Origin of the sequence: Pseudomonas sp. KK4, assembly GCF_001984065.1 — a bacterium.
In the GTDB taxonomy this organism is placed as follows: domain Bacteria; phylum Pseudomonadota; class Gammaproteobacteria; order Pseudomonadales; family Pseudomonadaceae; genus Aquipseudomonas.
Genome location: NZ_LYVP01000012.1, coordinates 17,102 through 29,511 on the forward strand (window position 1 = coordinate 17,102; position 12,410 = coordinate 29,511).

Genomic DNA, 12,410 nt, shown 5'->3' on the forward strand with positions numbered 1-12,410 from the left:
CTTAATCTTCCGACAACGTATCTCTAACACCCCCGCTGGACGCCACGTTCCTCTCCCGCTTTTCCTCTCGCTACAGCCAGTGAAAACCCGAGTTTGTGCACCTGCTGTCCAACAATTTTCGCCCTCCGCGATGAAATGCAGTTGACGGTTGTATTTTAAGTTGTACGATGACCTACAACTTCGGCGCAGGCTGAACAGTCTCATCACAACAAACGTCGCTACCCAGGGTGTTCGAATAATGAATCCACAAGAACTGAAGTCCATCCTCTCTGCCGGTCTGCTGTCTTTCCCGGTCACCGATTTCAATGCCCAGGGCGATTTCAACCGCGCTGGCTACATCAAACGCCTCGAATGGCTGGCCCCATACGGCGCCTCGGCCCTGTTCGCCGCAGGCGGCACCGGTGAGTTCTTCTCCCTGGCGGCCAGCGAATATTCGGAAATCATCAAGACCGCCGTCGACACCTGCGCCAAGAGCGTGCCGATCCTGGCCGGTGTCGGTGGTTCGACCCGTCAGGCCATCGAATACGCTCAGGAAGCCGAGCGTCTGGGCGCCAAAGGCCTGTTGCTGCTGCCGCACTACCTGACCGAAGCCAGCCAGGACGGCGTTGCCGCCCACGTTGAAGCCGTGTGCAAATCGGTCAACATCGGCGTTGTGGTCTACAACCGTAACGTCTGCCGCCTGAACGCACCGCTGCTGGAGCGTCTGGCCGAGCGTTGCCCGAACCTGATCGGCTACAAGGACGGCCTGGGCGACATCGAGTTGATGGTGTCGATCCGTCGTCGCCTCGGCGATCGCTTCAGCTACCTGGGTGGTTTGCCGACCGCCGAAGTCTACGCCGCGGCTTACAAGGCGCTGGGCGTGCCGGTCTACTCCTCGGCGGTGTTCAACTTCATCCCGAAAACCGCGATGGACTTCTACCACGCCATCGCTCGCGACGATCACGCCACCGTCGGCAAGATCATCGACGACTTCTTCCTGCCTTACCTGGACATCCGTAACCGCAAGGCTGGCTATGCCGTGAGCATCGTCAAGGCCGGGGCAAAAATTGCCGGCTACGACGCAGGTCCTGTGCGTGCACCACTGACCGACCTGACCGGCGAAGAGTACGAAATGCTCGCCGCGCTGATCGACAAGCAGGGCGCTCAGTAACATCCGTTTAAATTAGAGCCGCTGAGCAATCAGCGGCTTTTTGCGTGAGGAGATTTGTTGTGGCTGATGCAAAGCGTTTCGATAACTACATCAACGGTGAATGGGTCGCGGCCAGCGACTATTCGGCCAACATCAACCCGTCCGAACTGACCGACACCATCGGCGATTACGCCAAGGCCGACCTGGCCCAGGTCAACGCCGCCATTGAAGCCGCCCGTGCCGCCTTCCCGGCATGGTCCACTTCCGGCATCCAGGCCCGTCACGATTCGCTGGACAAAGTCGGCAGCGAGATCCTCGCCCGTCGCGAAGAGCTCGGCACCCTGCTGGCCCGGGAAGAGGGCAAGACCCTGCCCGAAGCCATCGGCGAAGTGACCCGCGCCGGCAACATCTTCAAGTTCTTCGCCGGTGAGTGCCTGCGTCTGTCCGGCGACTACGTGCCGTCGGTGCGTCCGGGCGTCAACGTTGAAGTGACCCGCGAAGCCTTGGGCGTGGTCGGTCTGATCACCCCGTGGAACTTCCCGATCGCCATTCCTTCGTGGAAAATCGCCCCGGCCCTGGCCTACGGCAACTGCGTGGTGCTCAAGCCTGCGGACCTGGTGCCGGGTTGCGCCTGGGCGCTGGCGGAAATCATCTCCCGCGCAGGCTTCCCGGCCGGCGTGTTCAACCTGGTGATGGGCAGCGGTCGAGTGGTTGGCGAGGCGCTGGTCAACAGCCCTAAAGTCGACGGCATCAGCTTCACCGGTTCCGTGGGCGTCGGTCGTCAGATCGCGGTCAACTGCGTGTCGCGCCAGGCCAAGGTCCAGTTGGAAATGGGCGGCAAGAACCCGCAGATCATTCTCGACGACGCCGACCTCAAGCAAGCGGTCGAGCTGTCGGTGCAGAGCGCGTTCTACTCCACCGGCCAGCGTTGCACCGCTTCGAGCCGCCTGATCGTCACCGCCGGGATTCACGACAAGTTCGTCGAAGCCATGGCCGAACGCATGAAGTCGATCAAGGTCGGCCACGCGCTGAAGGCCGGTACCGACATCGGTCCGGTGGTTTCCCAGGCGCAGCTCGAGCAGGACATGAAGTACATCGACATCGGCCAGTCCGAAGGCGCTCGCCTGGTGAGCGGCGGTGGTCTGGTGACCTGCGACACCGAAGGTTACTACCTGGCGCCAACTCTGTTTGCCGACAGCGAAGCGTCGATGCGCATCAGCCGCGAAGAGATCTTCGGCCCGGTGGCCAACATCGTGCGTGTGGCCGATTACGAAGCCGCGCTGGCCATGTCCAACGACACCGAGTTCGGTCTGTCGGCGGGTATCGCCACCACGTCCCTGAAGTACGCCAACCACTTCAAGCGCCACTCCCAGGCCGGGATGGTCATGGTCAACCTGCCGACCGCTGGTGTGGATTACCACGTTCCGTTCGGTGGCCGTAAGGGGTCATCCTATGGCTCACGTGAGCAAGGCCGCTATGCGCAAGAGTTCTACACGGTCGTGAAGACAAGCTACATCGGTTCGTAACTGACACCGCCGCGGTATTGGCAACGATACCGCACCCCTGTAGGAGCGAGCATGCTCGCGATGGTCGCAAGGACGCGGCGGGTAACCTGATGCCCCGCGTCATCGTTGACGATCATCGCGAGCGTGCTCGCTCCTACAGAACATCGTTATTACCCGCATAAAAATAATCAGTGGGAGTACATCTACATGCAATCGACCCAGAAGCCGACTCACGTCCGCTATTTGATCCTGCTCATGCTGTTTCTGGTGACCACGATCAACTACGCCGACCGCGCGACCATTGCCATCGCTGGCTCCAGCCTGCAAAAAGACCTCGGCATCGACGCGGTCACCCTCGGTTACATCTTCTCCGCCTTCGGTTGGGCCTACGTGGCCGGGCAAATTCCCGGTGGCTGGCTGCTGGACCGTTTCGGCTCGAAAAAAATCTATGCGTTGAGCATCTTCACCTGGTCGCTGTTCACGGTGCTGCAGGGTTATGTCGGTGAGTTCGGCATGTCCACGGCCGTGGTTGCGTTGTTCATGCTGCGCTTCCTGGTGGGCCTGGCCGAAGCGCCGTCGTTCCCCGGCAACGCGCGCATCGTCGCGGCCTGGTTCCCGACCGCTGAACGCGGCACCGCTTCGGCGATCTTCAATTCGGCGCAATACTTTGCCACCGTGTTGTTCGCACCGCTGATGGGCTGGATCGTCTACAGCTTCGGCTGGCAGCACGTGTTCATCGTCATGGGCGTGATCGGCATCATCTTTTCCGGCATCTGGCTCAAGGTGATCCACAGCCCGCGCCAGCACCCGATGATCAACGACGCCGAGTTCAAGCACATCGCCGACAACGGCGGTATGGTCGACATGGACCAGGACAAGGGCAAAGGCAAGAAAGTCGACGGTCCGAAGTGGGACTACATCCGCCAACTGCTGACCAACCGCATGATGCTCGGCGTGTACCTGGGCCAGTACTGCATCAACGGCATCACCTACTTCTTCCTGACCTGGTTCCCGGTGTACCTGGTGCAGGAGCGTGGCATGACCATCCTCAAGGCCGGTTTCATCGCCTCGTTGCCGGCCATCTGCGGCTTCATCGGCGGTGTGCTGGGCGGGGTCATCTCTGATTACCTGCTGCGCAAAGGTCATTCCCTGACCTTCGCCCGCAAGGCGCCGATCATTGCCGGTCTGTTGGTCTCCAGCAGCATCGTGGCCTGCAACTACGTGGACGTTGAATGGATGGTGGTCGGCTTCATGGCCCTGGCATTCTTCGGCAAGGGCGTGGGCGCACTGGGCTGGGCGGTGGTATCCGATACGTCGCCTAAACAGATCGCCGGTCTGAGCGGTGGCCTGTTCAACACCTTCGGCAACCTGGCGTCGATCACCACCCCGATCGTCATCGGCTACATCATCAGCTCCACCGGTTCGTTCAAGTGGGCACTGGTGTTTGTCGGTTGCAACGCGCTGGTTGCGGTGTTCAGCTATCTGGTCATCGTAGGTCCGATCAAACGTGTGGTGCTCAAAGAACCACCGGTCAACGGTCCTGAAACCAATAACAAATTGTCACAAGCGCATTCCTGAGGAGCGGCGTCATGCAGTTGATTGAACATTCCGACTCGCCGCGCTACATCCGCCTGCACGAGCGGGACAACGTCGTGATCGTGGTCAACGATCAGGGCGTACCGGCCGGTACCGAGTTTGCCGATGGCCTGGTCACCGTGGACTTCGTGCCCCAGAGCCACAAAGTCACCCTGGAAGATATTCCCGAGGGTGGCCAGGTGATTCGTTACGGCCAGACCATTGGTTATGCGCTGCAGCCGATCCCACGCGGCAGTTGGGTCAAGGAAGATCAACTGCGCATGCCGACCGCGCCGCCGCTGGACAGCCTGCCGCTGTCCACCGAAGTGCCGGACGCGCAGGCACCGCTCGAAGGCTTCACCTTCGAGGGTTATCGCAATGCCGACGGCACCGTCGGCACGCGCAACATTCTGGGGATCACCACCACCGTGCAGTGCGTCACCGGCGTACTGGATCACGCGGTCAAGCGCATCAAGGACGAGTTGCTGCCCAAGTACCCCAACGTCGATGACGTGGTGGCGCTGACCCACAGCTACGGCTGTGGTGTGGCGATCACTGCCACCGACGCCTACATCCCGATTCGCACCGTGCGCAACCTGGCGCGCAACCCGAACCTGGGTGGCGAGGCGTTGGTGATCAGCCTGGGCTGCGAGAAATTGCAGGCCGGGCAGGTGATGCACGAGAACGACAGCTCGGTGGACCTGAGCGAGCCGTGGCTGTACCGCCTGCAGGATTCCAGCCACGGTTTTACCGAAATGATCGAACAGATCATGGCGCTGGCTGAAACCCGCCTGAAGAAACTCGATCAACGCCGTCGGGAAACCGTGCCGGCGTCCGAGCTGATCCTGGGCATGCAGTGCGGTGGCAGCGATGCGTTTTCCGGGATCACCGCCAACCCGGCCCTGGGCTATGCCTCGGACCTGTTGCTGCGCGCCGGTGCGACGGTGATGTTTTCCGAAGTGACCGAAGTGCGTGACGCGATCTACCTGCTGACTTCCCGGGCGAAAACCGAGGCTGTCGCCCAGGAACTGGTGCGGGAAATGGACTGGTACGACCGTTACCTGGCCAAGGGCGAAGCGGATCGCAGCGCCAATACCACACCGGGCAACAAGAAGGGCGGGTTGTCGAACATTGTCGAGAAGTCCCTGGGGTCGATCGTCAAGTCCGGCAGCAGCGCGATCAGCGGCGTACTGGGCCCTGGCGAGCGGTTCAAGGAAAAAGGCCTGATTTTCTGCGCGACCCCGGCCAGCGACTTTGTCTGCGGGACCTTGCAGTTGGCGGCGGGGATGAACCTGCACGTATTCACCACCGGTCGCGGTACGCCGTACGGCCTGGCCATGGCGCCCGTGGTGAAAGTGTCGACCCGGACCGAGCTGGCGCAACGCTGGCCGGACCTGATCGACATCGATGCCGGGCGCATCGCCACCGGGCGCGCTTCGATCGAAGACCTCGGCTGGGAGTTGTTCCACTACTACCTGGACGTGGCCAGCGGCAAGAAGCAGACCTGGGCGGAGAAGCACAAGCTGCATAACGACATCACCTTGTTTAATCCGGCGCCGATTACCTGATACCGAGTCGCCTGTTTCGCGAGCAAGCCCGCTCCCACATTCGACCGTGTGCTGCCAGAAGCAATGCGATCAAATGTGGGAGCGGGCTTGCTCGCGAAGGCGTCCGACCAGACGCCGATGTCCCTGGTGGCTTATCATTAGCCACCTAACGACGCTCACCCAAGGTTACCTCCGGCATGCTGGCAATTTTCCTAGAAACCCTGAACATCACCGCCCCGGTGTTCGCCATGCTGTTTCTGGGGGTGTTGCTCAAGCGCATCGACTGGATCAACGACAATTTCATTCACACCGCATCGTCCCTGGTGTTCAACGTCACCATGCCGGCGTTGCTGTTTCTGGGCATCCTCCATGCCGACCTGCACGCCGCGCTGCAACCGGCGCTGCTGATCTACTTCTCCCTCGCGACCCTGGTGGGCTTTGCCATTGCCTGGGGCTGGGCGATTCTCAAGTGCCCGCGCGAAGACCGCGGGATCTACACCCAGGGCGCCTTTCGCGGCAACAACGGGGTCATCGGGCTGGCGCTGGCGGCGAGCATGTACGGCGACTACGGGATTTCCCTGGGGGCGATCCTCGCGGCCCTGGTGATCCTGTTCTACAACACCCTCTCGACCATCGTCCTGGCGGTGTACAGCCCGGTGATCAAGTCCGACCCGTGGAGCATCTGCAAAAGCGTGTTCAGCAACCCGCTGATCATCAGCGTGATCGCCGCCGCGCCCTTTGCCTACTTCAAGATCGGTTTGCCGGGCTGGCTGGAAACCTCGGGCCAATACCTGGCGCAAACCACCTTGCCACTGGCGTTGATCTGCATCGGTGGCACGTTGTCCATGGCAGCGTTGCGCAAAAGCGGCAACATGGCGCTGAGCTCAAGCCTGGTTAAGATGATCGGCCTGCCCATACTGGCGACGCTGGGCGCGTGGCTGTGGGGCTTTCGCGGGGCGGAGTTGGGGATTCTGTTTCTGTACTTCGGCAGCCCGACGGCAGCGGCCAGTTTCGTCATGGCGCGGGCGGCCGACGGCAATCATGAGCTGGCGGCAGCAATCATTGTGATCACCACGTTGATGGCGGCGGTGACCACCAATATCGGGATCTTTGTGTTGCAGGCGGGTGGGTGGATCTAGGGTTGGGATTTGCGGGTTTCTCCGGGGCCTCTTCGCGAGCAAGCCCGCTCCCACATTAGACCGAGCCGTACACAAAATTTGTGTTCACCGCAGATCAACTGTGGGAGCGGGCTTGCTCGCGAAAGCGTCGGAGCTGATTACTCCGGCTTCTGGTAACTGTCGATCACTTCCTGCGCCGCCCGAAACGCATCGATCGCCGCCGGCACGCCCGCATACACCGCACAATGCAGCAAAGCCTCGCGGATCTCCTCCACAGTACAACCGTTGTTCAGCGCGCCGCGCACGTGCCCCTTCAATTCCTGAGGGCATTTCAGCGCGGTCAGCGCCGCCAGGGTGATCAGGCTGCGGGTTTTCAGCGGCAAACCTTCACGGTTCCAGACGCTGCCCCAGGCGTGTTCGTTGACGAAATCCTGCAGCGGCTGGGTGAATTCGGTGGCGTTGCCCAGTGCCCGGTCGACGAAAGCGTCGCCCATCACTTGGCGACGTACTTCAACGCCGGGTTTTTTATGCTCGGTCATGACCCTTCCCTCATTTTCAGTGTTGGCGACGCCAGGCGCGCAGTGACGTGAACAGCAAAAACGCCACCAGCGCCGGCAGGACGAAAAACAGCATCAGGTGTTCGAGCTTGCCGGCCAGGGGCATGCCAGTGGTGAACGCCACCACGTGCAGGCCGTAAGCCAGGTACAAACCCAGAAACAGCAGGCCTTCGGCGCGGGTCACCCGGTACCCGGAATAGAACACCGGCAGGCACAGGGCTGCGACGCCGAGCATCACCGGCAGATCGAAATCCAGGGCATTGGGCGATACCGACAGCGGCAATGGCGCGATCAATGCGGTGACACCCAACACGCCCAGCAGGTTGAACAGGTTGCTGCCGATCACGTTGCCCACGGCAATCTCCCGTTCACCGCGCAGGGCGGCGATCAGCGAGGTGGCGAGCTCCGGCAGGGAAGTGCCGACCGCGACGATGGTCAGGCCGATGATTCGCTCCGACAGCCCCAGGTCGGTTGCAACAGATACCGCCGCCCCCAGCAACAGGTGCCCGGCGTACACCAGCATCGCCAGGCCGACGACAATCATCAGCAGGCTGCTGATCCACGGTGCCTGCCCGGTGTGATCGTGACTCGACACCGGACGCACCGAGTGCCGTGACTGGCGCAGCAACAGGGCCAAGTACAGCAGCAGCGCTGTCAGCAGGATTACCCCGTCGAGGCGGGTCAGGTCCTCGTTCCAGGCCAGCACGAACACCAGCAGGGCCGCGCCGATCATCAGCGGAATGTCGAGGCGCACCAGTTGCCGTGACACCCGCAGCGGGATGATCAGGGCCGATAAACCGAGGGTGACGAGGATGTTGAAGATACTGCTGCCGATCACACTGCCCACGGCAATGTCGGCGTTGTGCGCCAGGGTCGCCTGCAGGCTCACTGCCATCTGCGGCGCGCTGCTGCCAAGCGCAACGATGGTCAGGCCGATGATCAGCGGTCGCACGTGCAGGCGCGCGGCCAGGCGCACGGCAGCGCGTACCATCAATTCGGCGCCGGCGATCAACAGCAGCAGCCCGCTGAACAATTCGATCAGGCTGATCAGGGGGATGTCGGCTAGTCCGAGAATGGTCGGGGCTCCGTATGTCAGTCGTCGAGGGCTTGCACGCGTACCCGTGCGGTGCCGCTCTTGAGCATACCGAGTTGTTCGGCCGCCTCGTGTGAAACATCGATCAGGCGTCCACGGGTGTGCGGACCGCGATCGTTGATGCGCACGACGCAGGACCTGTCGTTGTTCAGATTGGTGACCTTGACCCGCGTGCCGAAGGGGAGCTGGCGATGGGCGGCGGTCAGGGAGTTCTTGTCGAAACGCTCGCCGCTGGCGGTGCGTTTGCCTTGGTGTCTGGCGCCGTAGTAGGACGCAATGCCGGTCTTGTCGTAACCGTGTGGATCGATGGTGTCGGTGCTGGCGCAGCCGACGAGCAGGGAGAGCAGGGCGCAGGTGCCGAGCAGACGCTTCATTCAAGTGTTCCCAAAACAAATGTGGGAGCGGGCTTGCTCGCGAAAGCGCTCTGCCAGAGGACATTGATATCGACTGACACGACGCTTTCGCGAGCAAGCCCGCTCCCACAGGGATCGGAGCCAGGTTTTGGTGCTGGCTCCATTCTCATCAGCCTTCGAGCTTGCTTTTAAGCAATTCGTTGACCTGTTGCGGGTTGGCCTTGCCCTTGGAGGCTTTCATGGCCTGGCCGACGAAGAAACCGAACATCTTGCCGCGTTTGGCTTCGTCTGCCGCGCGGTACTGCTCGACCTGCTCGGCGTTGGCCGCGAGCATTTCGTCCAGCACGGCGGAGATTGCACCCGTGTCGGTCACTTGCTTGAGGCCGCGCTTGTCGATGATCTCGTCCGCGCTGCCTTCGCCATTGGCCATGGCTTCGAACACCACTTTGGCGATCTTGCCGGAGATGGTGTTGTCCTTGATGCGCTGCAGCATGCCGCCCAGTTGCTCGGCCGAAACCGGCGACTGTTCGATGTCCAGGCCCTGCTTGTTGAGCAGGCTGCCCAACTCCACCATCACCCAGTTGGCCGCCAGTTTGGCGTCGCCGCCGATGCTCGCGACTTTCTCGAAGTAATCGGCTTGCTCGCGGCTGGTGGCCAGCACGCTGGCGTCGTAGACCGACAGGCCGAACTGCTCCTGGAAGCGCTCGCGTTTCTGCGGTGGCAATTCCGGCAGGGTGGCGCGCACGTCATTGAGGAACGAATCCTCGATGACCACCGGCAGCAGGTCCGGATCGGGGAAGTAACGGTAGTCGTTGGCTTCCTCTTTGCTGCGCATCGGACGGGTTTCGTCCTTGTTCGGGTCGTACAGGCGAGTCTGCTGGATCACCTTGCCGCCGTCTTCGATCAGCTCGATCTGACGCTGGATCTCGCTATTGATCGCCTTCTCGATGAAGCGGAACGAGTTGACGTTCTTGATCTCGCAGCGAGTGCCGAATTCAGCCTGGCCTTTCGGACGGATCGACACGTTGCAGTCGCAGCGCAGCGAACCTTCGGCCATGTTGCCGTCACAGATACCCAGGTAACGCACCAGCGCGTGGATCGCCTTGACGTAAGCCACGGCTTCCTTGGCGCTGCGCATGTCCGGCTCGGACACGATTTCCAGCAGCGGCGTGCCGGCACGGTTCAGGTCGATGCCGGTGGCGCCGCTGAATTCTTCGTGCAGGCTCTTGCCGGCATCTTCTTCCAGGTGCGCGCGGGTGATGCCCACGCGTTTGACCGTGCCGTCTTCCAGGGCGATGTCCAGGTGGCCCTTGCCAACGATCGGCAATTCCATCTGGCTGATCTGGTAGCCCTTGGGCAGGTCAGGGTAGAAGTAGTTTTTGCGGGCGAACACGTTGTGCTGACCGATTTCGGCGTCAATCGCCAGACCGAACATCACCGCCATGCGCACCGCTTCCTGGTTCAGCACCGGCAGCACGCCGGGCATGCCCAGGTCGATCAGGCTGGCCTGGGTGTTCGGCTCGGAGCCGAACGTGGTGGAACTACCGGAAAAGATTTTCGACCGGGTGGTGAGCTGGGTGTGAATCTCCAGCCCGATCACGACTTCCCATTGCATGTGTGTCTCCTCAGAAGCCGGTTGGGGTGCGGGTGTGCCAGTCGGTGTTCAACTGGTACTGGTGCGCAACGTTGAGCAAGCGGCCTTCCTGGAAATACGGAGCGAGCAGTTGCACGCCCACCGGCAGCCCATCGACGAAACCGGCAGGCATGGACAAGCCCGGCAGGCCCGCGAGGTTGGCGGTGATGGTGTAGACGTCTTCCAGGTACGCAGCGACTGGGTCGCTGTTCTTGGCGCCGAGCTTCCAGGCCGGGTTCGGCGTGGTCGGGCCGAGGATGATGTCGACCTCATTGAAAGCCGCCATGAAGTCGTTCTTGATCAAGCGACGGATCTTCTGGGCCTTGAGGTAGTAGGCATCGTAGTAACCGGCGGACAGCGCGTAGGCACCGACCATGATCCGGCGCTGTACTTCCGCGCCGAAGCCCTCGCCACGGGAACGTTTGTACAGGTCGATCAGGTTGACCGGGTTTTCGCAGCGATGGCCGAAGCGCACGCCGTCGAAACGCGACAGGTTGGACGAGGCTTCCGCCGGGGCGATCACGTAGTACGCGGGGATCGCGTGCTGCATGTTCGGCAGGCTGATTTCCTTGACCACGGCGCCGAGTTTTTCGAGTTCCTTGACGCTGTTGTGGATCAGCTCGGCGATACGCGGGTCGAGACCGGCACCGAAGTACTCTTTCGGCACACCGATGCGCAGGCCCTGCAGCGAACCGTTGAGGCTGGCGCTGTAGTCCGGCACGGGCTCATCGATGCTGGTGGAGTCGTTCGGGTCGAAGCCGGCCATGCCTTGCAACAGGATGGCGCAGTCTTCGGCGGTGCGTGCCAACGGGCCGCCCTGATCGAGGCTGGAGGCGTAAGCGATCATGCCCCAGCGCGAAACGCGACCGTACGTCGGTTTCAGGCCGGTCAGGTTGGTCAGGGCGGCGGGCTGACGAATGGAGCCGCCGGTGTCGGTGCCGGTGGCGGCAGGCAACAGACGAGCGGCAACGGCAGCGGCCGAGCCGCCGGACGAACCGCCCGGTACGTGTTCCAGGTTCCACGGGTTTTTCACCGCGCCGTAGTAGCTCGACTCGTTGGCCGAGCCCATGGCGAATTCGTCCATGTTGGTCTTGCCCAGGGTCACGGCCCCGGCAGCGGCCAGCTTGGCGACGACGGTGGCGTCGTAGGGTGCCTTGAAGTTGTCGAGCATCTTCGAGCCGCAGCTGGTGCGGATGCCTTGGGTGCAGAACAGGTCTTTGTGGGCGATCGGCGCGCCGAGCAGGGCGCCGCTCTCACCATTGGCCCGGCGTGCGTCAGCGGCTTTCGCCTGCGTGAGCGCCAGGTCTTCGGTGAGGCTGATGAAACTGTTGAGCTGTGGGTCGAGCTGGGCGATACGCGCCAGCAGGGCCTTGGTCAGCTCTTCGGAGGAAAACTTTTTATCGGCGAGACCGCGGGCGATCTCGGCCAGAGTCAATTGATGCATTGCAGGCTCTTTCCCTTTAGTCGATGACTTTCGGTACCAGGTACAGGCCGTTTTCGACCGCTGGTGCGATGGACTGGTAAGCCTCGCGATTGTTGGTCTCGGTCACGACGTCCGCACGCAGGCGCTGGCTGGCTTCCAGCGGGTGGGCCAGCGGCTCGATACCGTCGGTATTGACCGCCTGCATTTCGTCGACCAGCCCGAGAATGCTGTTGAGGGCCGAAGTGATGTGTGGAAGATCGGCTTCATTGAGGCCAAGGCAGGCCAGATGAGCGATTTTTTCCACGTCGGAGCGTTCAAGCGCCATTGGGATTCTCCAGTGGAAAACAAAACGGACGGCGTCCGTGTGTTAGATTGTCGGAACACTACCGCACTTCTACGGTCATAAGGCCGCGATTGTGGGGCTTGGTGCACAGAAAAGCGGCCAATTTAACATATTGGCGCCTTGCCCAAAATCCC

The 12,410-nt window shown here is 61.8% G+C and carries 11 protein-coding genes; 5 read left to right on the forward strand and 6 right to left on the reverse strand.

Translation table 11 applies throughout. From position 1 onward, the window contains the following. Positions 1-238: 238 nt before the first annotated feature. The 5 genes from kdgD to B0W55_RS06910 all read left to right on the forward strand — a co-directional run bounded on the left by kdgD (position 239) and on the right by B0W55_RS06910 (position 6,895). Complete coding sequence (gene kdgD / locus B0W55_RS06890) at positions 239-1,150, forward strand: 5-dehydro-4-deoxyglucarate dehydratase (protein WP_077045263.1); 912 nt, start codon at positions 239-241, stop codon at positions 1,148-1,150. Positions 1,151-1,209: 59 nt separating this feature from the next. Then, complete coding sequence (locus tag B0W55_RS06895) at positions 1,210-2,655, forward strand: aldehyde dehydrogenase family protein (protein WP_077045264.1); 1,446 nt, start codon at positions 1,210-1,212, stop codon at positions 2,653-2,655. A gap of 186 nt (positions 2,656-2,841) precedes the next feature. Then, the gene (locus B0W55_RS06900; protein ID WP_077045265.1) at positions 2,842-4,212 is read left to right on the forward strand and encodes an MFS transporter; all 1,371 of its coding nucleotides are present in this window, start codon (positions 2,842-2,844) and stop codon (positions 4,210-4,212) included. An 11-nt stretch (positions 4,213-4,223) separates the two neighbouring features. Continuing rightward, entirely contained in the window at positions 4,224-5,777 is a 1,554-nt protein-coding gene (gene garD / locus B0W55_RS06905) for a galactarate dehydratase (RefSeq protein WP_077045266.1), read from the forward strand. 176 nt (positions 5,778-5,953) lie between these two features. Next, on the forward strand, positions 5,954-6,895 hold the full coding sequence (locus B0W55_RS06910) for an AEC family transporter (RefSeq protein WP_077045267.1): 942 nt from the start codon (positions 5,954-5,956) through the stop codon (positions 6,893-6,895). Between the two features lie 137 nt (positions 6,896-7,032). Here the strand turns inward: B0W55_RS06910 and B0W55_RS06915 are convergent, their stop codons facing one another. The 6 genes from B0W55_RS06915 to gatC form a co-directional block, all read right to left on the reverse strand. Further along, a complete protein-coding gene (locus tag B0W55_RS06915; protein ID WP_077045268.1) occupies positions 7,033-7,413 on the reverse strand; it encodes a carboxymuconolactone decarboxylase family protein in 381 nt (126 codons plus the stop codon). 16 nt (positions 7,414-7,429) lie between these two features. Further along, a complete protein-coding gene (locus tag B0W55_RS06920; protein WP_077045334.1) occupies positions 7,430-8,473 on the reverse strand; it encodes a calcium/sodium antiporter in 1,044 nt (347 codons plus the stop codon). Between the two features lie 50 nt (positions 8,474-8,523). Continuing rightward, positions 8,524-8,898, reverse strand: a complete 375-nt coding sequence (locus B0W55_RS06925; RefSeq protein ID WP_077045335.1) for a septal ring lytic transglycosylase RlpA family protein — start codon at positions 8,896-8,898, stop codon at positions 8,524-8,526. A gap of 148 nt (positions 8,899-9,046) precedes the next feature. Next, a complete protein-coding gene (gene gatB / locus B0W55_RS06930; protein ID WP_077045269.1) occupies positions 9,047-10,492 on the reverse strand; it encodes an Asp-tRNA(Asn)/Glu-tRNA(Gln) amidotransferase subunit GatB in 1,446 nt (481 codons plus the stop codon). Positions 10,493-10,502: 10 nt separating this feature from the next. After that, entirely contained in the window at positions 10,503-11,954 is a 1,452-nt protein-coding gene (gatA, locus tag B0W55_RS06935; RefSeq protein ID WP_077045270.1) for an Asp-tRNA(Asn)/Glu-tRNA(Gln) amidotransferase subunit GatA, read from the reverse strand. A gap of 16 nt (positions 11,955-11,970) precedes the next feature. After that, positions 11,971-12,258, reverse strand: coding sequence for an Asp-tRNA(Asn)/Glu-tRNA(Gln) amidotransferase subunit GatC (gene gatC / locus B0W55_RS06940; protein ID WP_077045271.1), 288 nt, complete (start codon positions 12,256-12,258; stop codon positions 11,971-11,973). Between the last annotated feature and the right edge of the window lie 152 nt (positions 12,259-12,410).